The organism is Shewanella sp. CAL98-MNA-CIBAN-0140 (assembly GCF_040309905.1).
Classification (GTDB): Bacteria; Pseudomonadota; Gammaproteobacteria; order Enterobacterales; family Shewanellaceae; genus Shewanella; species Shewanella psychromarinicola.
Genome location: NZ_JBEOPI010000021.1, coordinates 1 through 26,438 on the forward strand (window position 1 = coordinate 1; position 26,438 = coordinate 26,438).

The 26,438-nt window shown below is 43.6% G+C and carries 19 protein-coding genes and 1 pseudogene; 15 read left to right on the plus strand and 5 right to left on the minus strand.

All coding sequences use genetic code 11. The features are described from left to right. Positions 1 to 307: 307 nt before the first annotated feature. The 3 genes from AAEY93_RS12020 to AAEY93_RS12030 form a co-directional block, all read right to left on the minus strand. Complete coding sequence (locus AAEY93_RS12020) at positions 308 to 598, minus strand: putative quinol monooxygenase (RefSeq protein ID WP_124012747.1); 291 nt, start codon at positions 596 to 598, stop codon at positions 308 to 310. Positions 599 to 750: 152 nt separating this feature from the next. After that, on the minus strand, positions 751 to 1,794 hold the full coding sequence (locus tag AAEY93_RS12025) for an alkene reductase (RefSeq protein ID WP_124012746.1): 1,044 nt from the start codon (positions 1,792 to 1,794) through the stop codon (positions 751 to 753). Between the two features lie 128 nt (positions 1,795 to 1,922). Continuing rightward, positions 1,923 to 3,017: an L-dopachrome tautomerase-related protein gene (locus AAEY93_RS12030; RefSeq protein ID WP_351077160.1), complete on the minus strand. Its 1,095-nt coding sequence runs from the start codon at positions 3,015 to 3,017 to the stop codon at positions 1,923 to 1,925. Positions 3,018 to 3,472: 455 nt separating this feature from the next. Between AAEY93_RS12030 and AAEY93_RS12035 the strand changes: the two genes are divergently transcribed. The 3 genes from AAEY93_RS12035 to AAEY93_RS12045 all read left to right on the plus strand — a co-directional run bounded on the left by AAEY93_RS12035 (position 3,473) and on the right by AAEY93_RS12045 (position 5,528). Next, positions 3,473 to 4,396: a LysR family transcriptional regulator gene (locus AAEY93_RS12035; RefSeq protein ID WP_351077164.1), complete on the plus strand. Its 924-nt coding sequence runs from the start codon at positions 3,473 to 3,475 to the stop codon at positions 4,394 to 4,396. A 351-nt stretch (positions 4,397 to 4,747) separates the two neighbouring features. Continuing rightward, a complete protein-coding gene (locus AAEY93_RS12040) occupies positions 4,748 to 5,029 on the plus strand; it encodes a sll1863 family stress response protein (RefSeq protein ID WP_232772099.1) in 282 nt (93 codons plus the stop codon). Positions 5,030 to 5,072: 43 nt separating this feature from the next. Continuing rightward, the gene (locus tag AAEY93_RS12045; RefSeq protein WP_351077167.1) at positions 5,073 to 5,528 is read left to right on the plus strand and encodes a hypothetical protein; all 456 of its coding nucleotides are present in this window, start codon (positions 5,073 to 5,075) and stop codon (positions 5,526 to 5,528) included. Between the two features lie 148 nt (positions 5,529 to 5,676). Here the strand turns inward: AAEY93_RS12045 and AAEY93_RS12050 are convergent, their stop codons facing one another. Then, positions 5,677 to 7,053: a lyase family protein gene (locus tag AAEY93_RS12050; RefSeq protein ID WP_351077170.1), complete on the minus strand. Its 1,377-nt coding sequence runs from the start codon at positions 7,051 to 7,053 to the stop codon at positions 5,677 to 5,679. 92 nt (positions 7,054 to 7,145) lie between these two features. Between AAEY93_RS12050 and acnA the strand changes: the two genes are divergently transcribed. From acnA to AAEY93_RS12105, 10 genes and pseudogenes are all read left to right on the plus strand, one after another. After that, the gene (gene acnA / locus AAEY93_RS12055; RefSeq protein WP_351077173.1) at positions 7,146 to 9,866 is read left to right on the plus strand and encodes an aconitate hydratase AcnA; all 2,721 of its coding nucleotides are present in this window, start codon (positions 7,146 to 7,148) and stop codon (positions 9,864 to 9,866) included. Positions 9,867 to 10,456: 590 nt separating this feature from the next. Beyond that, positions 10,457 to 11,122, plus strand: a complete 666-nt coding sequence (locus tag AAEY93_RS12060; RefSeq protein WP_351077176.1) for a DUF2238 domain-containing protein — start codon at positions 10,457 to 10,459, stop codon at positions 11,120 to 11,122. 183 nt (positions 11,123 to 11,305) lie between these two features. Further along, positions 11,306 to 12,039, plus strand: a pseudogene (locus AAEY93_RS12065) (hypothetical protein). 687 nt (positions 12,040 to 12,726) lie between these two features. Beyond that, positions 12,727 to 13,953, plus strand: coding sequence for a glycine betaine/L-proline ABC transporter ATP-binding protein ProV (proV, locus tag AAEY93_RS12070; protein ID WP_101034765.1), 1,227 nt, complete (start codon positions 12,727 to 12,729; stop codon positions 13,951 to 13,953). A gap of 26 nt (positions 13,954 to 13,979) precedes the next feature. Continuing rightward, the gene (locus AAEY93_RS12075; protein WP_101033190.1) at positions 13,980 to 14,819 is read left to right on the plus strand and encodes an ABC transporter permease; all 840 of its coding nucleotides are present in this window, start codon (positions 13,980 to 13,982) and stop codon (positions 14,817 to 14,819) included. A gap of 9 nt (positions 14,820 to 14,828) precedes the next feature. Beyond that, positions 14,829 to 15,860, plus strand: coding sequence for a glycine betaine/L-proline ABC transporter substrate-binding protein ProX (gene proX, locus AAEY93_RS12080; protein WP_124012743.1), 1,032 nt, complete (start codon positions 14,829 to 14,831; stop codon positions 15,858 to 15,860). A gap of 338 nt (positions 15,861 to 16,198) precedes the next feature. Next, a complete protein-coding gene (proX, locus tag AAEY93_RS12085) occupies positions 16,199 to 17,233 on the plus strand; it encodes a glycine betaine/L-proline ABC transporter substrate-binding protein ProX (RefSeq protein ID WP_124012742.1) in 1,035 nt (344 codons plus the stop codon). 1,476 nt (positions 17,234 to 18,709) lie between these two features. Then, positions 18,710 to 19,078 (plus strand): universal stress protein, encoded by a 369-nt coding sequence (locus AAEY93_RS12095; RefSeq protein WP_233768589.1) that lies wholly within the window; start codon positions 18,710 to 18,712, stop codon positions 19,076 to 19,078. Positions 19,079 to 19,205: 127 nt separating this feature from the next. After that, entirely contained in the window at positions 19,206 to 21,017 is a 1,812-nt protein-coding gene (locus AAEY93_RS12100; protein WP_233768588.1) for an alkaline phosphatase family protein, read from the plus strand. A gap of 34 nt (positions 21,018 to 21,051) precedes the next feature. Beyond that, positions 21,052 to 21,189 carry a hypothetical protein gene (locus tag AAEY93_RS12105; RefSeq protein WP_164839413.1) on the plus strand — a complete coding sequence of 46 codons (138 nt, stop codon included), beginning with the start codon at positions 21,052 to 21,054 and terminating at the stop codon, positions 21,187 to 21,189. A 301-nt stretch (positions 21,190 to 21,490) separates the two neighbouring features. Here AAEY93_RS12105 and greB read toward each other — a convergent pair whose 3' ends face one another. Continuing rightward, a complete protein-coding gene (gene greB, locus AAEY93_RS12110; protein ID WP_124012741.1) occupies positions 21,491 to 21,970 on the minus strand; it encodes a transcription elongation factor GreB in 480 nt (159 codons plus the stop codon). A gap of 215 nt (positions 21,971 to 22,185) precedes the next feature. Here greB and AAEY93_RS12115 point away from each other — a divergent pair, with 215 nt between their 5' ends. Further along, positions 22,186 to 24,558, plus strand: coding sequence for a Tex family protein (locus AAEY93_RS12115; RefSeq protein ID WP_351077183.1), 2,373 nt, complete (start codon positions 22,186 to 22,188; stop codon positions 24,556 to 24,558). 204 nt (positions 24,559 to 24,762) lie between these two features. Beyond that, positions 24,763 to 26,430, plus strand: a complete 1,668-nt coding sequence (locus AAEY93_RS12120) for a phosphoethanolamine transferase (protein WP_351077186.1) — start codon at positions 24,763 to 24,765, stop codon at positions 26,428 to 26,430. Positions 26,431 to 26,438 lie beyond the last annotated feature (8 nt).

Consider the following 26,438-nt stretch of genomic DNA (forward strand, 5'->3'; position numbering starts at 1 on the left):
GCCGATACACTCGGTGATACAATTAATGATAACTTTCAGAAATTAAAACCTGCAGTTTGAATTCACTTGAGTATATATCATTAATTTAGGTTAAGCGCTGCCACACATAAAAGCGCACGTTAATAACGATTAACGTGCGCTTTTATTGCTAATGAATCTTGTGCATATAATAAAATAATCACATGGTTTCTATTTATATTTGTCCTATTTATATGGGAGCTATTTATATTAGTTATATTTATATTACTCCTAACGACATTGTGCCACTAAAGTCTTTATTTTAAATAGGTTAGCTGCATGTAAGATGCTATAGATGAGTCATTTCATTTAGGGTAAAAGATGAAATAGCACCATCGACGGCACTTCTATGCTCAAGAATGTGAACACTGCTCAGGTGTTGCTGCCAAAGCGCTCGACTTTCCCATATTTCATAGAATACAAATACGCTAGGTTTTTCGTTGTCTTGGTGTAAGTGATATTGAATACAGCCCGTTTCTTTTAACGTGGGTTCAATTAGCTTTAATAGCTCAGCTTTAACCCGTTCGACTTTGTCGTTGTTAGCTTCAATTCTTGCTACGATTGTCAATTTATTGCTCATATTTATTTACCTAAATAGACGTTTATACACTGTCGGAATAGACACTCATTGGGAGGCCCGTGAGTGAATCCTTCACTGAAAATAGACTTGTTATTGAGGCTTATTAGCTGAAATATATAGGGAATACCTAATATTTCAGCTCATAAGTAAGGTTAAATCAATTGCGAGAGCATATCGTCTGAAAATTCAATTAACGCTTCGCCCATTTTTACTTTGGTAACGTAATCAGGATTGGCAATAAGCGGACGACCTATGGCAAGTAAATCAAATTTTTCTTCGCTAATAGCCAGGCTCCCGGTTCGTGGCGTATAGCTACCCACACCCACAAGTGTCTTGCTGTAATGAGCACGCATATATGCTGATACTCTGCCATCCAATGATGTAAAGATCATGCTGTCATCAAAAATCCCAACATGTAGGTAAGCTAAGTTGCGTTGTTCAAGCTCAGCAAGCAGGTAGTCGAAAACGAGGCGGTCACGAGAGTCCTCTTCCATATAATGATAAGCGCCGGGTGATAGGCGAAGTGCGGTGTGATGTTCACCAATACGCTCTGAAATGGCATCAACAACCGCTAATGGAAAGCGGGTCATATTTTCAGGCGAACCACCAAATTTATCTTGGCGAATATTGCTACTATGGTGAAGAAACTGATCAACGAGATAACCATTTGCACCATGAATTTCAACACCATCAAAACCGGCGTCAATAGCATTTGCAGCTGCCTGACTATAATCTTTAATCAGTTGTTCAATATCTTCTATTGTGACGGCTTTAGGTGTTTCATACACTAATTCACGCTGACGAGGCACTGTGCCTTCAATCGCTAGTGCTGATGGGGCTAAAATATCACCGCCACCATAAAAATAAGAATGTGCAAGTCTACCGGTATGCCATAGCTGAGCGAACATTTTCCCTCCATTGGCATGGACTGCATCGGTAACTTGTCGCCATCCTTCAATTTGCTCAGGGGTAAACAGACCCGGTACATTAGGGTTTCCCTGAGCGTCCGGTCGAATGACGACCGCTTCTGAAATAATTAAACCGGTATCGGCACGACGGGCATAATAGTCAGCCATCGCTTTGGTTGGCACCAAATTATCGTCTGCCATACAACGAGTGAGTGGTGCCATAAGAATTCTGTTTTGTAGTGTTATTGCATCATTCAATTGGAATGATTGGAATAAATTACTGGTCATGTTGATTACTTCTCTACATCATTTGCCGGTTTTTAAATTCATCGTAAATATTCTGAAAATAGTACGAGTTCGATACTGTTAATCAATCATTTAAAATGATTAATGTTAAGTGTAAATAACGACTGACTTTATTGAGTATTAGCCCATACACGGTAAATATAATATGGCGCTTTGCCTATATCCGCTCCGTCATTAAAGCGCGGAGATTTGTGCAGTTGGTTGACTGAAATGTAGAGCCAGCCGTTATCATCAGCCGATACATTGTCTGGCCAATTTAGGCGAGCATCTCTGATAAATGGGGTAAACACTCCGTTAGCACTCAACTTATCGATGCCATTTTCATTTAAGTTAGTAATGAAATGATTGCCAAAGCTATCCGTTGTGGCACCGTCTGAAATCGGTTTCTCACCTACGCGTGTAATATGATGGGCAATAACGTCATCCGATACACCATCACGGAACAATTTAGCCGGTACGCTATACCAAGTTCTGCCATTCATTGCACCGAAAAACAATGTTTCTCCGTCAGCAGATAAGGTGATTGGGTTGATGCCTGTGTTGGCTGGCTTACCGCCAAACATGACGGCTTGACCATTAATCACCATTTTAGCGTTAACTTCGGGCTTTAATGATGGGTGGTTGCCAAAACGTCGGACCTTATTGGTTGCCAATTCCACCGCGAGTATGCCGGGATTGGCCAAATCGGCTAAATAAACCCAACCTCTTTCACGGTCTACCACTAAATCCTGAACAAAGCTGTTAGCAGGTGCTATATCCGTTGGCAGAACAATTTTGCTGATTAATTCACCACTGTCGATATCAAAACCCCAAATTCGGGTTTTACCGATATGCAGTCCCATGTCTACGATCCACAAACCGCCTTGCTTATCTTTAGTGATACCCAGTGGTGTATCAATGGTATTTTCACTGTATTGACCTTTTGGGGACTGCACCTTGCTTGATGGCCAAGGTTGATAGCTGTTTGGCCCCGTCACCTCCAGTAGTTGTACACCTTGTTCACCAGCAAACGGGTGGACTGTGGCAAAGACTCTACCGGATTTTGTGGCACTCACATTACCAGGGCGAAAAGGCAGTTCAAGAACGGTTTCTAGCTGAGCAAGAGGGGCTGCCTTTTCGACGTTTTGGTCGGTATTGGTGTTTTCTAATAAACCACAACCTGAAACTACGAGTGTCAGTAGTAGGCCCGTAAACGTTTTTTGCATTGGCAAAACCTTGGATAAATTATTTATCATTTTTTAAAACCTTTTAGCGTTATTTTCAGATTTGTCTCTTTAGATCAGAACCATTGTGTGACCGTCAGGAGCTGTTGCTAAAGCGATAACGATTTACTGTTGAGCATGAGTGATAGTTATCTTGAGTTTGCCCAGTGTTTGTCGATGTCGACGATGGCAATTATTTTATAGCTAAAGCGTCTATTGTCTTCAAAGATAAGTATTATCATAGTATTAACAGCATCATCGCAAACTCAAATAGTCAGTGAATCACAGCTTTTTGTTACTTGCTCAAGCGTCAAATAAAATATAGCGCTGAGAGTGAGTCTTTGTGCTCAAGCGTATTCGATTTTGTCTTCAGCTAAGCGGTTATTTAACTCATGTACATTATAGAGCTAATCTATATAATTAAAAATTGAATATAATTTATAACTGACTTCCAAAATATGAATATTAGAAATCGTGATATTAATCTTCTCTATCTGTTTCAGATTTTGTATCAAGAAGGGCTCGCCTCGATAGCCGCAGAAAGATTGGCGATAAGCCAACCCGCACTGAGCCATAGGCTCAATAAGTTAAGAAAGGAGTTTGACGATCCCTTATTCGTTAGGGGAATAAAAGGCCTGGTTCCAACACCTAAGGCACATGCTATTGCGCCACAAATATCTCGCTTGGTGAGTGAGCTAGAACACTTTTATCAATCTGAATTAGACGTTCCTTTAGATAAAGTGAAAGATGTGATCCATATTTATACAACCGATTATATGGAAAGCATCCTGCTACCTAAATTGCTATCTGAAATTCAAAAAATCATGCCTTTTGTGCAGATTGTGACTCATAATACCCAGGGGAAATTGCCCAGAAAAATGCTAGAAAATGGCCAATGTGATATCGCGATTTCTGGATTTTACTCAGATCTCCCCAGTACTTTTTATCAGCAAAAGTTAAAAGAAGAACGATTGAATGTGTTAGCCAGAAAAGACCATCCAACGATAGGTAACAAATTCAGTCTAGAGACCTATTTAGAATGCAAACATATCGTGACCACACTCACGGGAGATCTCAATGGTGTTGTTGATAAAGCCTTGTCACTGATGGGAAAACAGAGAAATGTTATCTCTGGTATATCAAGCTTTATGATCCCTGCACAGATAGTGAGTCAATCAGATTTTATATTGACTTGTCTCGATTCAGTTGCCGATCAGGCCATGGATCAATTTGCTAACTTACAGCGCTTTAGTAGTCCAGTACAACTAGCGACTGTGAATGTGTTTCAAATTTGGCATGAACGAACCCAGCATGATGCCATAAGGGCGCAGGTTCGAAAAATGATCCATTCTATTCTTGATGAAAATGGCATAGATCGTTGAGGTCAATCCTCTTCAGTATGAAATACTTTTGTTGACTCAAGGACTCAAGGACTCAAGCAAGGACGCTAACATTAAAACCATTTAAACCTTTGTATTATTTGATCGCTTGTTGGCATTATCATGAGGCAGTGAAAGGCAATAAAAGCATAGTAGAGCTTGATAAATATGGGCAGGTGATTGTTTGACGATCCCATTAAAAACTAATATGCTTTTTTTAGACGTCATATCATTTAACTTTCATTCCTGTAAAAGTAAAGGCGGTGAAAGCGAAAAATTCGACACATTAGTAGTGTAAAACAGTAGTGTAAAACGGTTATTAATCCATTTATTAACAGGAACATAATGATGAGTATGAAACAAGTATACGAAAAGAAATTACAGGCGCAATTAGACGAGTGGAGTGCGGAGATCAACAAACTCAGAGCAAAAGCCGACGGTGCAGCAGCTGATAAACAACTTGAATACTATAAAAAAATTGAAGAACTGCAAGCTATGCAGGTAACTGCCACCAATAAGCTTACCGAGCTTAAGAACGCGAGTGACGATGCTTGGGAGGACCTTAAAGTAGGTATTGATAGTGCGTGGGATTCTCTTGGTCATGCATTTAAGTCTGCGACTTCAAGATTCAAGTAAACATCCTTCACTATGGTTGCTAATCATTAAAAGGAGGTTACAAATGAAATCACACGTCTTTGCATTGATATTGGTTGGCATATTGGGTGTGACTCCATTGGGCTATGCCCAAACGGAAAACGCCAATACTTCATTAGAAGAGGTTAAAAAAGAAACGCAGGATTTACTTGCCGCCATCGACTCATATACTGCTGATAAAAGAGATGAGGCGGTTATAAAAGCAAAAGAGGGCCTGAATAAACTGGATAAACGAATCGATACGCTGGAGGCGGCGATTGATCAAAACTGGGACAAAATGAGCGAGGCCGCGCGCAATGAAGCTCGTGAGAACCTTAAGACTGTTCGCAAGCAACGCAATCAAGTTGCCCAATGGTATGGCAGCATGAAAACCAGTTCTGCCAATTCGTGGGACCAGATGAAAAAAGGGTTCTTAGATTCATATAAAGCCCTCGAGGATGCCTGGAGAAAATCTGAAAAAGAATCTAGGCACAAAGAATAAACTGTCATAAACGGGTAGCCGGAGTTATTTAACCTCTCGCGCCCTCAATACCTTGCATGAGGCTCCTCACAGCAGGTTTCCCCTAGGTGTTTACTTCCTTCGCTATTGTTACCAATCGTTATGGCCTATTCATACCTATTCATACCTGTTATTGATGGGGTTTTGCCAGATGCAAGGGATCGAGTATGGCTTTTAGTTCACTTTCGCCCAGTTCGGTTTCTTCAAGTGCAATTTCTAAAACAGATTTATGCTCTGCATCAGCACGCTTGGCAATGTTAGCGGCCATATCGTAGCCCAGTACTGAATTGAGTGCGGTGGCAAGAATGGGGTTTTTCTGCAATGCTTGGGTTAAATTATCGACATTAGGTTGAAACTCGGCAAACACTTTGTCTGTCATGGCTTGGCAGGCATGGGTCAATAAATCGATGCTGGATAGCAACTTATCGGCAATCAGTGGCAGCATGACATTTAACTGAAAATTACCCGATTGAGCCGCGATGGTTATGGTAGCTTCATTACCCATCACTTCAGCGGCAATCATGGCTATGGCTTCGGGGATCACAGGGTTGACCTTGCCGGGCATTATCGATGAGCCCGGTTGCAGCGCCGTTAAGCTAATTTCGTGTAATCCGGCGATAGGGCCGGAATTCATCCAGCGCAAATCATTGGCGATTTTCATTAAGGTGACCGCTAATCCTTTGAGCGCCGAAGCCATGGCTAGAGTGTGATCTTGACTACTCATATACAAGGCCGGGTTTGCCGCCGCTTGCCAGGGATGCGGATCTTGCATTTGCAGGTAGTAACAAGCCAGTTCGGCAAAACGTGGATCGCAATTAACCCCCGTGCCGACGGCTGTGCCGCCCAAAGGTAAATAATTCAAGGTCAGTTCCACCTGCTGGATCCTATCTTGAGCACTGTTGAGTTGTTGTTGCCAACATTGCAGCTCCTGACCTAGGGTGATGGGCATGGCGTCCATTAAATGGGTGCGACCCGTTTTGACCAGATTTGAATGCTGCACAGCCAAATGCTGCAATCTGTCACTCAGAGCCATAATGGCCGGATGCAGTTGCCCCTTTAAACGCCTAACCGTGCTGATGTGAATACAGGCAGGTATGACATCATTGCTGCTTTGACCCATATTGACATGATCATTGGGGTGAACTTTTGCCTGCAAAATGTCGCTGGCGAGGCTGGCAATCACTTCATTAACATTCATATTAGAACTGGTGCCGGAGCCCGTTTGGAATAGGTCAATCGGGAAATGCTGCGAAAAATCAAGCTTTTTACTGGCAGTAATGGCTTGCTGAATGGCTGTTGCCATGGTGCTATCAAGCAAGCCGAGCTGGCTATTGGCTTGTGCTGCTGCTAATTTTATATCGAGTAAGGCGAGTAACGCCGCTACCGGAAAACGCCGTTCAGAAAACTGGAAGTTATCCCGTGCGCGTTGAGTTTGCGCCTGATAATAAACATCCTCTGGTACCTGGATATTACCCATACTGTCATGTTCTATACGCATCTTGCTCATAGGATTTTCCGCGTCGATTTTGATGTGGATATGTTAGGGTGTTAATTAAGCTTAGCATGAAGTGCCACTAAACGTTTACTGGGAGATCAGTGATGAAAAATTCGATGCAATTATTGAAACAGCTTGAAAGTAATGGAAAAAATTTCCGCTATTATAGCTTTGACCGATTAGCCGAACACTATGACTTATCCCGCTTACCCTTTGCGGCAAAAATATTGTTAGAAAATCTTCTGCGTTATGAGAATTCGGAATTTGTCCAGCCAGAGGATATTGACACCTTGGCACGCTGGGATCTGGATAACTGGTCAGAAACTGAAATCGCTTTTGTGCCCTCTAGGGTCATTTTACAGGATTTTACCGGTGTACCTTCGGTAGTCGATTTGGCCGCGATGCGTGATGCTATCGAAACATTAGGGGGTAATGCTGATGCTATTAATCCACTCAATCCGGTTGAGCTGGTTATTGACCATTCCGTTATGGTCGATGTATTTGCCGAAACCGGTGCGATGCAAAAAAATACCGCCATCGAAATCGAGCGTAACCGTGAACGATACCAGTTTCTGCGTTGGGGTCAGCAGGCCTTTGACAACTTTAAAGTGGTGCCGCCAGGGCGCGGTATCGTGCATCAGATCAATCTAGAATATTTGGCTCGGGTGGTCTTTGTCAAAGAAGAGGATGATAACTTATTGTACCCCGACACTTTGGTAGGTACAGATTCTCATACCACCATGATCAACGGCTTGGGCGTACTGGGTTGGGGCGTGGGGGGCATTGAGGCTGAGGCCGCCATGTTAGGCCAACCCGTTACCATGCTGCTACCTGAGATTGTCGGCTTTGAATTTATCGGCAAGTTACCTGCAGGGGTTACGGCCACCGATCTGGTCTTAACGGTCACCGAGCAATTACGTGAATTTGGGGTGGTAGGAAAATTTGTTGAATTTTTTGGTGCAGGGGTCGATCAATTGACCTTAGCCGATCGGGCGACCATTGCCAATATGGCCCCTGAATATGGTGCCACCTGTGGTATTTTCCCGATCGATCAGCAAACTGTAGATTACTTAGCCCTTACTGGTCGTGATCCTGAGCGGATCGAGCTCATAAAGGCTTATCTTAAAGAGATGGACATGTGGGGCAGCGCATCTGAGAACAAAGCCTGTTATCACGCCAGTTTACAATTAGATTTGGGCAGTATTGTGCCCTCTATCGCCGGTCCAAGAAGGCCGCAGGATAGGATTGCACTTGATAAAGCGGGTGTCAGTTTCCGTCAGTGGCTGGACAGCCAGATCCCTGTTAATCAAATCGAAACTGTAGGTAAAGATGAACTGTCAAGCGAAGGTGGTCCCTCTGCGCCGGTCGCTGATGGCAACACAGGCGTTGCCTGCCAGTATCGAGATAAGGACTTTGTCCTCGAAGCTGGGGCGGTGGTGATTGCCGCGATTACCAGTTGTACTAATACCTCCAATCCATCAGTGTTAATCGCCGCCGGATTATTGGCCAGAAATGCCCGCCAAAAAGGTTTACAGGTTAAGCCTTGGGTGAAAACCAGTTTTGCACCTGGCTCGCAGGTGGTGACAGACTATTTAATTAAATCGGGTCTCAATGTCGATTTGGATGCCTTAGGGTTTCAGTTAGTTGGCTACGGTTGTACCACCTGTATTGGCAATTCCGGACCCTTACCTCAGCCCGTCAGCGCAGCGATACAGCAGGGCCGGTTGAAGGTGTGTTCGGTGTTATCGGGAAATCGTAACTTTGATGGCCGTATTCATCCTGAAGTACAAGCTAATTATCTGGCATCGCCGCCCCTTGTGGTGGCGTATGCACTGGCCGGTAATATGAAGGCCGATATGGTCAGTGAATCACTTGGCGATGATGTTGATGGTAAGGCCGTCTATTTAAAAGATATCTGGCCGGACAATCAGGAAATCCAACAGGTCATGGCCAGCGCGGTGCAAAGCGATATGTTTGTGTCCCGTTATGCCGATATTTACAGTGGCGATGCCGACTGGCAAGGACTCGAGGTAGTGCAGAGTCAGAAATATAATTGGCCGGATTCCACCTATGTTAAACAACCGCCATTCTTTGACGGGATCAGCGCTGAGATACCAGCAATAATGGCTATCGACAATGCCCGTTGTTTACTCAAATTGGGTGACTCGGTCACGACCGATCATATTTCACCTGCGGGATCTATTGCCCCAAACAGTCCTGCTGGAGACTATTTACAACAGGCTGGTGTGGCCATTAAGGCCTTTAACTCTTACGGTTCGCGCCGCGGAAACCATGAAGTGATGATGCGCGGAACCTTTGCCAATGTCAGACTGAAAAATCTGCTGGCTCCGGGTACTGAGGGCTGCTGGACACGCTTGATGCCTAATGGTGAGTCGATGACAGTTTTTGATGCTGCCATGCACTATCAACAACAGGGCACTCCTTGTATCGTGCTTGCCGGTAAGGAATACGGCACGGGTAGCTCACGAGACTGGGCAGCCAAAGGGCCCGCACTGTTGGGCGTTAAAGCGGTCATTGCCCAAAGTTATGAACGTATTCATCGCTCGAACCTGGTTGGAATGGGTATTTTACCTTTGCAGTTTATGCCAGATGACAGTGCAGAGTCGCTGAAGCTCACTGGTGAAGAGCAATTCAGTATTCCTGCCGTGAGTGCTGGTCAGAAAACAGTCAAGGTAACTGCGACCGACAAAGCGGGTAAGCAAGATTCGTTTGAAGCGAAAATCCGTATTGATACCCCCAATGAGTTCAATTACTACCAACATGGCGGTATTTTGCATTATGTATTGCGCAATCTCGCTAAGTAATCAGGGTTCTACATAAGGTAATCACCCGTTTAAAATAACCTGTAAATAAGCCCAAGTTTAACGACTTGGGCCTATTTGTATTCTGTCGAAATGGAGATGGGCAGCGACGGTTTGTTGTTTAGCTGTTTGGTGACACTGTGCGTCTCGATCAAAGGTTCAATCGGCATGAAAGTAACCACAAACATTAATGCTTTACTTTTTTATTCGAATATTTTGAACGTGTTAGCATGCCTAAGGTTTAATTCTTAGCGTTAAACCATCAATTTTGCTTGAGATTGTGAAATATACACGGCGAATACCGTTCAAAGGAGTTATTGTTAAATGAAAAAGCATAATATTTTCATTTTTTGCGTATAAATGGATTGAGCAATCCATTGATGTAAGTAAACATTAGTCTTGTCAATATATCGTGATAGCATAAAAAACCAGCTAATCTGATATTAACCTTAGGTGTTTCTTGTCCTCCTGCTTGTGGTGTTAATACTCGGTATTGAACCCCAGATTTAAGATGGTATTGGGTCGGAAGGAGTCTACAGCTGACCTTTAGCAGCCCTATAAAAAGACTTTAATTCACAATGACTAAACATAATATGAAACATAAAAAATATTTTTTAATCCTTTCAATCATCTTTGCTATTGAATGCTTAGTACTTTCTATATCGCCTTATGATCGAGCCGATTGGGCGCTTGAGAATGTACTGGTCGTCGTATCTGTCATCCTTATTGCTATATCCTATAAGAAATGTCCATTATCGAGAGTCTCTTATGGTTTTATATTTGTATTTATGAGCCTACATGAAATAGGTTCATATTGTACTTATTCTAATGTTCCTTATGATGCATTTTTAACGTCGTATTTTAATTTTAGCCTTAATGAATATATGGGATGGACCAGGAATAATTTTGATAGATTGATTCATCTTTTATACGGCCTTTTATTGGCATCCCCTATCAGAGAGTTGTATTGCCGAATTGCTGGTATGAAAGGATTTTGGAGCTATCTTGCTCCTTTAAATCTCATTATGGCAACCTCGATGCTATATGAACTGGTTGAGTGGGGCGCCGCAGAGATATTTGGTGGAGACATAGGGATGGCGTATTTGGGGACGCAGGGCGATATTTGGGATGCACATAAAGATATGGCGTTGGCAAGTCTTGGCGCATTGATAGCTATGGCGATTACCCTTTATATCAATTCACGTATTCAGAAAGACTTTGGTGAAGAATGGCAATTAAGTTTGAAACTAAAGTTTTAAAATAAAAAGTAAGGGATGTTAAGTGGAAAGAGAGCGTCCTAGTTTGAATTAGCCATACCACACATTTCTTTAGCTAGACTCAATCTATTGATAAATGTCATTTAAGTTGAGTGTTTGAAAGCCTCGCAAGGCTATCGCAATCAATGCTGAAAAAGACTGTGTTATTGATTAGAAGAATGGGTGATGAGATGGACGTCCCCAACAATCCTGACACAGGGGCCTAGCGCCATTTTGCTGGCATTAGCGTTAAGCACCTTTCTTTTGGGATTATCGGCGTCTTCGATGATGCCAATGCTGCCATAAATCAACGAAACATTTTCCTCCTCATCATCACAGAGCGGTTGTGCTATTAGTGTTTACGGGATAGGGCCGTTGGGTATGCCCATTTTAATGCTGATCACGGCTACCATAAAAAACGCCATTTTTAGCTGTTTTCTGATATTAATGTTTATCTCTAATGGCTTAAGTGCCATGGCGACATCACTTGAACAGCCAATTGTATTTCGTTTTTTTAAGTGGTCTACCTCTCGGAGTTTATTGTGGTGCCGCTATAGTACTTGCGGCCGATATTGCTGCCTTAAACATCACCGGAATCGCAATAGTGTGTTCCATTATATTTCCCCTCGCTTATGTCCGTGCCTACGATAATATTTGGTTATTGTATAGGCTGATTTTATTTATTGGCTGCAGTGTAGGATTAGCCGCATTAATTCAAGCATTACTGATGGATATATCGCCAAATGATCAGGTCATGATCGGTGCTTGAGTGCAATGTTCCGGCCCTTGGGTGGACGGCATTGTTATCGCACAAAGTGCACTGCTAACGAGATGGGTTATTTGCCTGCGGCTTAATGATGTGGCTGTTGAGCTCTCTTCAAAGAATAAAAAAAGCTCAATTAAAGCAGTACTCATCATAATCACATTGTCGATGAAATTGCGCTTAATGGGCCAATATAATCACCTTAGAAAATGATTTACCTTAGCGGATGAATACGCTGCCAAGCTGGTCTCTTGTTTAGACTATGGATAACTCGGTTGCGGATCCATGATCCGCAGTACACTTTGATTGGGTAACTAACACAAGCTATCGATTAATATATGGTAAGTTTTTGTTCGCATACTCTGTCTTCCTCTTGCTTTGACTATTCTCTACTTTTCAATAGTTTTTGTTAGAAAAATTGATCCACTTTTCAATAATTACTTTCTCCCAATAAGGGGCATTATTAAAGAATATGAACTAAAATAATATGCAGGAATTAACATAATATATAAGCAGCTAAGTTAACCAAGTAAGACCCTTATATTAACCAAATTACACCCTTATATTAACCAAGAAATATCCTTAGATTAACCAAGGAATAGCCTTATATCAAGCAAAGAACAGCCTTGTATTACCTAGTTAAAACCTTTGCTTTCAAGTGGTTATAATTTTTCAAGGGTAAGTATACATTGACAAATAGGTCAGTTAGGGATTATTGTATACAAAAATATTTAGCAAATGTACCGTAAATATTTAACCTCGCAGGATCTATTCATGTGCTTTTTATGTAGAGTTTGTGCAATAAAGCAGAGCGACGTAAATGAGCGTAATGGAAGAAAATGATATGGAAAAAATAGTTATAAAAAACCTCTATAAGGTTTTTGGTTCCGAGCCTCGCAAAGGGGTAAAGTTACTGGAACAAGGGAAAAGCAAAGAAGAAATTTACGAACAGACAGGACTTACTGTTGCTGTGCAAGGTGCAAGCTTTGAAGTGAATAAAGGTGAAATTTTTGTCGTTATGGGTCTGTCCGGTTCAGGAAAATCAACGCTCGTACGAATGCTGAACAGGCTTATTGAACCAACATCTGGAGAGGTGTTAGTTGATGGTGAAGATATTCTCAAAATGAGCAAGGATGAGCTAGTAAGGTTCCGCAGAAGTAAAACCAGCATGGTTTTTCAGTCCTTCGCTCTTATGCCTCATCAGACCGTGTTGGAGAATGCTGCATTTGGCCTCGAACTTGATGGTATGGATAAGAAAGAGCGTGAGGAGCGAGCCTTAGATGCTTTGAAACAAGTCGGACTTGAAGGCTTGGAGAATGCATATCCAAATGAATTAAGTGGTGGTATGCAGCAGCGGGTCGGATTGGCGCGTGGCCTCGCTGTAGATCCGGAAATCCTGCTCATGGATGAGGCCTTTTCGGCGCTTGATCCTCTTATCAAAACAGAGATGCAGGATGAACTGCTGAAACTCCAAGATCGGCATGAGCGCACTATCATTTTTATCTCCCATGATCTAGACGAAGCATTACGGATCGGTGACCGAATTGCCATTATGCAGGGCGGGCGAGTCATTCAAGTGGGGACGCCAGAAGAGATTCTGCAGAACCCTGCTGACGATTATGTCCGGGCATTTTTCCGGGGCGTGGATCCAACCGGTGTTATTTCCGCCGGGGACATTGTTCGCGATAGCCAGCCAACGGTCGTCTGGCATACTAAAGCAGGCAGCCCGCGAGCCACCTTGGAAATGTTGAGCATGAAAGATCGAGAATTTGCCTATGTTCTTGACTCAGAACATCGGTTTTTGGGTGTTGTCTCTTCAGATTCACTGCGCGACGTTATTGATAAAGGTAATGGTACCAGCAAACTTGAACATGCTTTTCTGGGCGATGCAGAATCAGTTCAGGAAACCGATAGTCTCCAGGATATCTTGCCACTGGTAGCATCACATGCTTGGCCTATTCCGGTAGTAAATTCAGAACGTAGATATCGCGGCGTTGTTTCTAAAAACCTCTTCCTTCGCACCTTGAATCGTGCAGAGAAGGGGACCTATTTTGAGCAGTCAGCACCCTAGAATACTTTCTTCAGGAGTTTTATATAATGTTCAGTTTTGATGAAAGAGTGATTCCCTTGGATGTTTGGATCACCAGTTTTGTTGACTGGTTGGTTGAAGGATATCGATGGTTCTTCCAAATGATCAAGTGGCCAGTAGATTTTATTCTGTCCGGCGTATCGGACGGTCTATTGGCAACTCCGCCTCTCCTTGTTGTTGTGGTGTTTGCCATTATTGCTTGGCGGGTTTCAGGTTTTAAACTTGCGGGGTTTACGGTCGCATCATTAGTTCTCATCGGTCTACTTGGATTTTGGCCAGAAACCATGATAACCCTTGCCATGGTCTTTTCATCAGTTGTGTTCTGCACCGTTGTTGGGGTGCCATTTGGCATATGGGCTGGTCGCAGTGATCGTGTGAATAACATTCTACGGCCAGTTTTGGACGCGATGCAGACAACGCCAGCCTTTGTTTATCTGGTACCCATAGTGATGCTTTTTTCCATTGGCAATACAGCCGGTGTTCTGGCAACCATAATTTTTGCCTTGCCACCGCTCGTCAGATTGACGAGTCTTGGTATCAGGCAGGTGCATCCAGAGTTGGTCGAGGCTGCGCTCGCCTTTGGGGCAACAAGTTCGCAGGTTTTGCTTAAAGTTCAGATACCACTCGCTCTGCCGACCATCATGGCGGGCCTTAATCAGACCATCATGATGTCGCTTTCCATGGTGGTGATTGCCGCTATGATTGGCGCAGGAGGCCTCGGGGCACCTGTCGTTCTCGGCTTGAATACACTCGATATTGGTCTAGCCACCGTTGGCGGTCTAGCGATTGTTTTATTAGCAATCATTCTAGATAGAATAACCCAATCAATGGCAACCAAAAAAAAATAAGGACGGAAAATGATACTTAAAAAAGTAGTAATTGGTGCAGCTTTAGCTGCAATGACAATGACAGGGGCAGTTCTTGCCGATAATCACCAGCCAGGAGAAGGCGTTACCGTTAAACCTGCGCGAGCCACGTGGGATACCGGATTTTTTCAGGAAGCACTTGTGGCACGAGGTCTTGAGACTCTTGGCTATGATGTGGAAAAACCCAAAACGCTGGTGAATCCGATCTTTTACAAAACAGTGACTCTCGGTGATATTGATTATTGGACCAATGGTTGGTTTCCAATGCATAACGATCAACTACCGAACAATTTCGATGAAAAGGCTGAAAAGATTGGTTATGTAATGAAAGCCGGTGGTCTAGGGGGTTATTTAGTGTCTAAAAAAGACGCAGACAAATATAATATTACCTCCCTTGAAGATTTTAAACGCCCAGAGGTGAAGAAAGCATTTGATACCAATGGTGATGGTAAAGCCGATCTGACTGCCTGTCCTCCAGGTTGGGGATGTGAAAAAATAATCACCCACCATATGGATGTATACGGTCTCAAAGATTCTATCAATCCGGTGCAAGCTTCATATGCAGCAGGAATGGCATCAGCGATGGCGGGTTATAAAAATGGTGGACCAATATTTTTCTATACTTGGGCACCAAACTGGACCATTTTCAAACTGAAGCCAGGCAAGGACGTAGTCTGGATAAACGTGCCTGAAATTAATCCAACAAAAGCCCAAAGTGTTGCCGTTGAACGGATGACGATAAGTGGGCTTGAAGGCGCGGTTTCTGACCCGGTAAAACTTGGTTTTGTTGCTTCTGACATCCAAATAGTCGCCAACAAAAAATTCACCAAGCAGAATCCTGCAGCAAGGAAATTTTTTGAGGTCTTTACCCTGCAGCTTGCCGACGTCAACGAACAGAACACTCGGATGAACGATGGTGAAAAGAGTGCGCAGGACATTCAAGGCCACGTAGATGAGTGGATTGCCAAAAACCAAGATACATGGAACGGTTGGCTTACTGAAGCACGCAACGCTGCGAAGTAGCCTCAACCTACAATAGCTTATTTATAACCCGGAGCACACGTACAGTGCTTGCGGGTTATTTTTTTTCACAAAAACCAATTGTTTCGTCAAATGTTTGGACCTGCTTTCAAGCAAGAGTACAACGCTGATAATGATGTAGCCCTTTAAGAGGGAATGATGTTTTTTCAACGAAACAAGCCTAAGTTCTGAACATATTTTTCAAATTCAACACATTATTTAAAATATAACCCATAAGAAAAATGAATGTGCTTAATTAAGTTCAAAGGCACAGGTCTATTATTGGCAATCATTTAAAGAGAATGACCCAATCTATGGCAACAAAAAAATAAGGAACGAAAATGAGAATTAAGCAAGTAATAATGGGTGTAGCTTTAGCTGCAATGACCATGACCGGGTCAGCAGCTCTTGCCGATAATCACCAGCCAGGAGAAGGCATAACCGTCAAACCTGCACGGGCCACGTGGGACACCGGCTTTTTTCAGGAAGCTCTGGTGCGACGAGGTCTTGAAACTCTTGGGTATGATGTGGAAAAACCTAAAGATCTGTCGAATCCGATCTTTTACAAAACACTGACTCTCGGTGATGTAGATTACTGGACCAATGGCTGGTTTCCAAATCATGACGGCCAGATGCCGAAAGGGTTTTACGACAAAGGTGAGAAAGTTGGTTATGTTGTTAAGGCCGGTGGTCTGCAGGGCTATTTGGTGTCTAAGAAAGAGGCAGATAAATATAATATTACCTCTCTGGAGGATTTTAAACGTCCTGAGGTGAAAAAAGCATTTGATACCAATGGTGATGGCAAAGCCGATTTGACCGCTTGCCCTCCAGGCTGGGGATGTGAAAAAGTTATCAGCCACCATATGGATGTATACGATCTCAAAGATGCTATCAATCCGGTGACCGCTTCATATGCAGCAGGAATGGCATCAGCGATGGCGGGTTATAACAATGGTGAACCAATATTCTTCTATACTTGGGCACCAAACTGGACCATTTTCAAACTGAAGCCAGGCAAGGACGTTGTCTGGATAAACGTGCCTGAAATTAAGCCATCCGAAGCTCAACGTTCTGGTGTTGAACGGATGACAGTAAGTGGAATTGAAGGTGCGGTTTCTGACCCGGTAAAACTTGGTTTTGTTGTTTCTGACATCCAGATAGTCGCCAACAAAAAATTCACTAAGCAGAATCCGGCAGCAAGGAAATTTTTTGAGGTATTCACTCTGCCACTTGGCGATATCAACGAACAAAACACTCGGATGAACGAAGGCGAAAAGAGTACGCAGGATATTCAAGGCCACGTGGATGAGTGGATTGCCAAAAACCAAGATAAATGGAACGGTTGGCTTACTGAAGCACGCAACGCGGCTAAATAGTCTCAACCTGCAATAGCTTATGTGTAACCCGCAGCACACGTACCGTGCTCGCGGGTTATTTTTTTCACAAAAAAGCAGGTGTTTGGTGAAACGTATGCAACCGCTTTTTAAAAGGTACAAAGCTAATAAGTATGTAGCCCTTTAAAAGGCAATGATCGAGCAAAGAAACAAGCCTAAGTTGTTTTCATTTTTTTGAACTCAACATATTATTTTAAATATAAAGGTATTTATTTAAGTCCAAAGGTACAGGTCTACCAGTGCTTAATTATGCCACCAAAGGTTGTTCTATTTGATCACAGTATTTAGAAAGATATAAGCCAAGTAACGCCAACTGGGCAACTGATTTGGGTGTTACCGTATATTCTATTGTGATACTTTTGCAAATCAATATCCCTTGAGTTAGACCTTGTGATCGAACTTATTTCTGCCCCATTATGTGTTTAGGCTATGGCCTGCGGCCACTAACGTCGTGGCGCTTCACCCACACCAGACTAAGAGGAAATCAACGGCTATTCCCTCTTTATTCTTTATAAAATAATTGGCCCAGCCGCCCCGCAACATTTTCCTTATTTACTTAAACAACAGATGAGAAAAGGTCGCCATGGGGATTGATCCAGCTTTTAACTTCATTTAGTGTTCTTCGGACTTATTCGAAAATGCTAACACTTCCGATGGTACATCCTGTACCGCGAAAGCTAAGCTCACATCCATGTGAGCTTCACGCTATTTTCTTCAACGTCCTCAAGTTCAGAGTTGAATTTGTACATTTTCAATTAAGCAGACAAACTCATTTATGCCCCAAAATAAGTCAGCTAATTAGATTTGAGCTTTTCCTATTTAGCTTTCATCTATAGACAACTATGCGGCTAAATCGAAGAGAGTTAAATTACCGGTGTAGATGAGTCAGCGAGTATCCAAACAGGGATGTTTTGGTTAAGCCCACAGGGATGCTGATTTTAACATCAAGAGCTGGCGTCTCGCTTAATCATCTGCACTAAGGTCACTCTTTCACATCCCTGTGATCGCGACATTTACTACGTCCTGTAGCTCACATGCTGCAGGCAATAAGTTCAAATGAAGCTACGTTATAAATCAAGCTAAACCAATACCAAGTAAGCTGAGTTAATCAATATCTCAACCCCACTTTTGCCCAATTCTGAGTTCGATTAACCCCTAATTAAACTAAAATCATGCCCCATTCTTGATGATGCATGCGGCAACGGTTTTACGGGTTTGGGTTAGGGTACACCACCACTTAATACAATGCGCAGGTTGCTAAGTAACGTCAGCAAACTTGGGGATTCTCCAAATATAAAAATTCCCAGCGCTAAAGTGAAAAAGCAAGCGAGTATAGCGAAATGGAGCAATTACCGATACATCTCCAGCGCGCATAACAATAGTTAGCGCGTTATAAGGCGCTACACTCAAAACGATGGCGCCAATAATCTGCATTGCTGCAATAGCACTAAGGTGTAGATGACAAATGTGATTGCCTGTATTGACGGTTCAAAAGCAACCTTGGCCGTATGTGATGCCAGTGGCTGGGCTGCTGAGCAATTAAATGTCCCTGTGACCCTATTACATGTATTGGATAAACCCGCTTATCCTACCGAGCTGAATTTATCGGGGAACATAGGTTTAGGTACGCGTGAGCACTTGCTCGCCGAAATGGTTGAACTTGAAGAACGCCGCGGCAAACTAGCACTCGAGCCGGCTAAGTATATGCTGCAAGATGCAACCCCCCGGGTGTTTGAAAGACACCCCACAGTAGCGATCGACCCACTGCAGCTGACTCGATGGCTAACAAATACCCTTGTCAATTTTACAGTAAATGCCTTCATATGAGGCAAGGTCAACGTGGTGATCATCGCGGCGTTCAACGCGCAATGAGATGAAATAGCTTGTTCAAATCAACCTTGACTACGGCTTTATGCTTCCTATACTCAAAAGTGATCTCAAAAAGGAGCCGCTAATGCAAGTTAAGCCAGATAGGCACAACACAGGTACATTCATTGCGATAATGATGATGTGCGTATTGATGATTATCACATCGCCTGTGGTAGCAAAAGAGGCACCTGCTCAACCGCGGCTGATATTACAGATCACCGTCGATGCGCTGCGTGGCGATCTGTTAAATCGATATGACAAGGTACTGGGTGAGGGCGGGTTCCGTTATCTGCTGGATAACGGGATCAACTATAACAATGCCCACTATCAGCACGCCAACACCGAAACTATTGTTGGACATACTTCCCTAGCAACCGGTGCTGCGCCAGCTGCTCATGGCATGGTGGCTAATGTCTGGTTTGATCGTGATAAAGACCGCCTAGTCTATAACATCGAAGATGCGAACTATCATCTGCTCACAGCTGGCGCTGATGTCGATAAGCAAACCGAGATCGACCCGACGCAAAAAACCGCCAAGGTCGATGGTCGCTCACCCAACAATATTATGACTTCAACGCTCAGTGATGAGATCGCAATCAGTTTTGCCGGCCGTTCTAAAATATTTGCGGTGTCGGTCAAAGACCGTGGTGCGGTGGCACTCGCCGGACATGCCGGCAAAGCGTTCTGGTTTTCCAAGGCCAGCGGTGAATTTGTGACCAGTAATTATTATTACGATCGTTATCCCGACTGGGTCGTTGAATGGCATACCCGCAAACCGGCCAACGCCTTCGCCGATAAATCATGGCAACTGCTGCGTAAACCTTCCGACTATCTGTTTGCTGATGCCGATGATCGCGAGTACGAGACCGATCTCGCGGGTTTTGGCCGCGTCTTTCCCCATGCCTTTGGTCAGGCCGATGATAAGTATTTCACCACCAAACTGACACTTAGCCCCGCCGGTGATGCACTGACGCTGGATTTTTCCAAGACATTACTCGATAAAGAAAAACTCGGCCAAGATGACGTGCCGGATTATCTCGCCATCAGTTTTTCATCAACCGATTATGTCGGTCATATCTTCGGTGCATCGAGTCTGGAGAGCGAAGACAATATTGCCCAACTTGATCGTACACTGGCGGATCTGTTTGCCTATGTTGATAAAAAAGTCGGCCTGGAAAATACTCTGATTGTGTTATCTGCTGATCATGGTCAACCAGAGGTTCCCGGTTATCTGCATGGCAACGGCATCGCCAAGGCGAGCTACTTTGATGTCGAGGCACTGGATAACAGCTCGGCAATCGCGGCGATAAAACAACAGTTCGGTTTGCTCGTGACGCCAGCAGAGAAGTTAGGCGATAAGTCCGGTGAGCCATCGGATACGGCTTCAGCTCACGCTAATAATAAGCCAAAGCAAGCAAAGCTAATCGAAGCGTATTTTCATCCTTACCTTTATCTCAATCATAAACTGATCGATAAAAAAGGCTTGGATCAAGCGGCAATAGAGCAAACGCTGGTTGATGAACTGCTCAAATTTGATGGCATCGCTTATGCGGTATCGAGCGCAGCATTGCGCACCAATAGCGTGCCAGATAATGCGATGATACGTTCAATCAAAAGCAACTATCACCCGAAACGCTCCGGCGATATCTATGTGGTTTTCCAGCCCGATGTGTTCATTAATGATTTCGATGGCCTAACCGTGTCTTCAACCCATGGTTCGCCCTGGCGTTACGATACCTTCGTGCCAGTGATCTTTGCCGGTGCGGGTTTGTCTGCTGCGACGGTGAGTCGTGCCATTACGCCTTATGATATCGCGGCGACAATCACGACGTATCTCAACATAAAACCACCATCGGGTTCGACGGGAACGCCGCTTAAGGAAGTGTTGGCCAAGTAGCGCAAGCTGGAATAATGAATGACTTTATGGAGAAATGACTTTATGGCTAAATGATGCGAGCAGGGTGGTGATTACTGGCGCAAGTCTTGGAGCAGTTCTTGAAGACGAAAAGTCATATGCCGAACAAGATGACAAGTTGACAAGATCACAAACCGATGGCCTGTTACCGTAAGCGTGGATAAACCCAGTTCGATATGGCTTAGTTGCAGTGGTTTTGAAACGTTAAAGACTCTGTTTAGATTATGCTGGCTCATTAAGTTAACGTTAGCCTGCTTTGGGCGCCATGTTTAACGCACCATGTTTAACGCACTATATTTAACGCATCATGATACGGATTAGCCTGTGCGACTCCCACCTTAACGCGGCATTAGTGATAGCTTTGCTCATCTGAGCATCCAGTGCGAGTTAACCACCAATGGGTTTATGCTAGACGATATCCAACTCATCTCAGCTGTCTTGACACCCATTGACGGCTACTCTTGCTGATAAGTGATTTTATTGATGTACCAGGTTTTATCGCCTTGAGGCGTGCTGACAACCGCATCATCGTCGACCTGTTTTTTGAGCAGGGCGCGGGCCATGGGTGAGTCAATTGAGATGTAACCTTTGTGTTGGTCGTAAATTTCGTCAGGGCCGACAATTTTAAAGGTTTTAATATCACCGGCATCGTTTTCAATCTCAACCGTGGCGCCAAAAAACACTTTGCCTTTTTGCTCGGGATCGTAATAGACAATCTTCAGTTCGGGCAACAGCTTGCGTAAATAGCGTACCCGGCGATCGATTTGGCGTAACAAGCGCTTGTTAAAGGTGTAATCAGCGTTTTCAGAGCGATCCCCAAGACCTGCCGCCCAAGTGACAATTTTAGTGACTTCAGGACGTTGTTCTTTCCACAAATAGTCATGCTCAATTCTGAGTTTATTGTAGCCTTCTAAAGTGATTAACTTAGTTTTCACGCTGGATACTCTTTAATATTCTCGATTAACGGTAGGATTTTATGTTGCGCCGCAATATTCATCTCTGTGTTTTAGCACTTCATGTCCGATGATGCATTCTTTTTATCGATTATCTATAAACACATAATAAAGCCTTTCGTACTAGCAGCGAAAGGGTGGTCTTTATGGTATCTTTGGCATAATTTTATTTTAAACCATGTCGAATTCGATTGATTATGCATAATATTGCCCAGATTATCGCTCAAGAACTTAATGTCCGTGAACAACAGGTCACTGCGACCATTGCGCTATTAGATGATGGTGCCACAGTGCCGTTTGTGGCGCGTTATCGTAAAGAAGCTACCGGTGGCTTAGATGACACTCAATTGCGTAACTTGTTTTCACGCTTAGGTTATTTACGTGAGTTACACGATCGCCGCCAGGTGATTTTGTCGAGTATTGGCGCCCAAGGGAAATTAACCCCAGCGTTAACTCAAGCGATTAATGACGCCGACAGCAAAACCCGTCTTGAAGATTTATATCTGCCATACAAACCTAAGCGTCGCACCAAGGGCCAAATTGCCATCGAAGCCGGTATTGAACCGCTTGTTGATGCCGTATTAGCCGATCGCCAATTAGATATTGATACCAAAGCCACTGAATTTATTAATCCACAAGCTGGATTTGCCGACACCAAAGCGGTACTTGATGGTGCGCGTTATATTTTAATGGAGCGCTTTGCCGAAGATGCAGAATTACTGCGTAAAGTTCGTCAGCATTTAGTACCGCAAGCCGTGCTTGAAAGCCGCATGATCAAAGGTAAAGAAAAAGAAGGCATTAAATTCCGCGATTATTTTGAACACAATGAAGTGATGAGTAAAATCCCATCGCATCGCGCCCTAGCCATGTTGCGTGGTCGTAATGAAGGCATGTTAAAGCTGTCGATGAACGCCGACCCTGATACGCAAGCGACTGAAGGCAGTTATTGTGAGGTGATTATTAGCGATCACTTTGGGTTAGTACTGAGCCACTCTAGTGTTGATGAATGGTTGAAAACCGTGGTGACTTCGACATGGCGGATTAAAGTTGCCTTGCAAATGGAAACCGAGTTTATTGCTAAGATGCGTGAAAGCGCAGAAGAAGAAGCCATTAGAGTGTTTGCCCGTAACTTAGGCGATTTACTGATGGCAGCACCTGCGGGTGCTAAAGCGACCATGGGACTGGATCCTGGCATTCGTACCGGGGTGAAAGTCGCGATTGTGGATAACACCGGTAAGCTGGTGGCGCACACGACTATTTTCCCCCATGCACCGCAAAACTTGTGGGACAAATCAATTCGCACCTTAAGTAACTTAGTGACGATGCACAAAGTGGAGATTATTGCGATTGGAAATGGCACCGGCTCGCGTGAAACTGACAAGCTAACCGGCGAGTTAATCGCTGCCGTGAAAGAAACGCATCCGACGTTGACCAAAGTGATGGTGAGTGAGGCGGGTGCATCTGTGTATTCAGCCTCAGAGTTTGCCGCTAATGAGTTTCCTAATCTTGATGTGTCTATTCGCGGTGCGGTATCAATTGCGCGTCGCTTACAAGATCCGCTGGCCGAACTGGTAAAAATTGAACCCAAAGCCATTGGCGTGGGGCAATATCAACATGATGTTAGCCAAAGCCAGTTATCGCAGTCGCTCGATGCCGTCGTCGAAGATTGTGTTAATGCTGTGGGTGTTGACTTAAACATGGCATCGGCAGCGTTATTGGCCCAAGTGGCTGGGTTAACTAAAACCTTAGCGAGAAACGTGGTTGATTTTCGTGATACCAACGGCCAATTTACCAACCGGAAGCAATTATTGAGTGTGGCACGTTTAGGGCCTAAGGCTTATGAACAAGCGGCAGGCTTTTTACGTATTCGCAATGGTGATAATCCACTGGATTCATCATCAGTTCACCCTGAAGCGTACAGTTTGGTCGAGTCGATTGCTGGTGCTAAGTTATTGTCTTTAACTCAACTGATTGGCAATAGCGATTTATTAAAACAGATTAACGCTGCCGAGTTTGTTACCGACGCATTTGGCGTGCCGACCATAAAAGATATTCTAGCTGAGCTAGACAAGCCTGGGCGCGACCCGCGTGGTGAGTTTAAAACGGCTACTTTTAAAGACGGTATAGAAGAGTTAAAGCATCTTAAAGTCGAAATGATATTAGAAGGTGTGGTGACCAATGTGACTAACTTTGGTGCCTTTGTGGATGTGGGCGTGCATCAAGATGGACTAGTGCATATTTCATCGTTAACAGACAAGTTTGTTAGTGACCCACATACTGTGGTTAAAGCCGGTGATGTGGTTAACGTCAAAGTGATGGAAGTGGATATTGAACGTCGTCGCATTGCGTTAAGCATGCGTCTTGATGAAAAAATCGATGCCGAAAAAGCGACCCGACAGTCGGCAGGCAAACCCCAAAATAGTTACCAGAAAAAGCCTGCTACGGGTCAGCCTGCAGCCAATGGCAAAAGTGCTGGTCATAATAAATCGGCCAGCAAGCCAGTTAAAGCGCCGCAAAATGCGGCGATGGGTGATGCTTTTGCAAATGCCTTTGCTAAACTCAAGAAATAGTAAATTATTGCTTAGAGTAAACCGTATTTTAATAAAGCATTGATTATTAAAGCTCTTTCATCTTAGATGTTAGGGCTTTTTTGTTTTTTAGCGAGGAGTTTAAAACTGAATTAACCAGACAGTAACAATTCAGTTTTTATTAAGCAAATCTTAAGTTTCAAAGCGGAATATCAGCGCCAGTCGAGTTTATTGCGAGTGGCAACATTGAAATTACTAACGCAAACACTATCCCGTATCACCCCAAAAAGTATCAGTTATGAGGCGATGACCTGCATTATCGCTGTGTATTTTGGTTTGGTATTAAATTTTCCGTTAATCCGTAAAATCTATCGATTATCAGCAGATGGGCACGTGTTGTTTTCGCTGTCACCAGCGATTTTGCTCACGAGTTGTTTTGTGCTGATATTTAGCTTATTTGCGTTTAAATTTGTGTTTAAACCGGTGATGATTGTGTTGTTGCTTTCGTCGTCAGCCGCTATGTATGCCATGTTAAAATATAATGTCATGTTTGATTACGGCATGATTGAAAATATTTTTGAAACTAATTCTGGTGAAGCATTTTCCTACATAAATGCTCAATCAATTGGTTATGTGTTGGTGTTAGGGGTATTACCTTCCATATTGCTTGTCAGTATTAAAGTCACCAGCGGCCCTTCGTTTATTAAAGCGGTGTTTCGCCGTGTTGGTTTTACGGTTATCAGTTTAGTGGTTCTGGGGATGATGGTGGTGTTTTTCTATAAAGATTATGCATCGGTAGGGCGCAACAATAGCTATCTTAATAAGATGATTATTCCTGCGCATATTTTCAATACGGTTAAATACCTAAACCAACGTTACTTTACTGAAAAGTTAACCTTTAACCCTATTGGTCAAGATGCACAGTTAACCCCGAGTGCGAATGGCAAACCTACACTTATGGTACTTGTTGTAGGTGAAACCGCTCGAGCACAAAATATGGCTTATAACGGTTATCAGCGTAATACCAACCCTTACACTGAAAATCTCGACATTATTGCCTTACAAAACGTGTCGTCGTGCGGCACGGCAACAGCACATTCATTACCTTGCATGTTTTCAAATCTAACCCATGACAATTACAGTCGCGAGGTTGTCAATTCGCAAAACAATGTACTTGATGTGATTAAAGCGGCTGGTGTCAATGTGACGTGGTTTGACAATGACGGTGGTGATAAAGACGTTGGATCACATATTAAGAAGATAGATATTTCGCCGAGTGAGGCAAACCCATTATGTGATGGATCAAGTTGCTATGATGAGATTTTAGTTGAAAAGCTCAGTCAAAAATTACAACAACAAAGTGAGGCAAGCGCGGCATCGGGTAAAAAGTTAGATAATCAATTTATCGCCTTACATACTATTGGTAGCCATGGGCCGACTTATTGGCAGCGTTACCCAGCCGATAAAGCTTTATTCACTCCAGCTTGTAGCCGCAGCGACATTGAAAACTGTAATGACCAAGAGATTGTTAACGTTTACGACAATACCATTGCCTATACCGACTTTGTGTTGGCAAAAACAATTAACTTACTTAAGCAGTACCAAGACAAATATAATGTCGCACTGGTGTATTTGTCTGATCACGGTGAGTCTTTGGGTGAAAGTGGTATGTATTTACACGGCACGCCTTATAGCATTGCGCCAAGCCAGCAGACCCATGTGCCTTGGTTTATGTGGTTACCGCAAGACTACACACAAGCAAAAGGGGTTGATCGTAAATGTATTGCCGAGCACGCCTTAAGTGGCTCTTATTCCCATGACAACTTGTTCCATACTTTATTAGGGCTTTACGGTGTAAGCAGTTCGGTGCGAGACCCAAAATTAGACATCACCACCGATTGTAAAATAACCTAGGGTATACC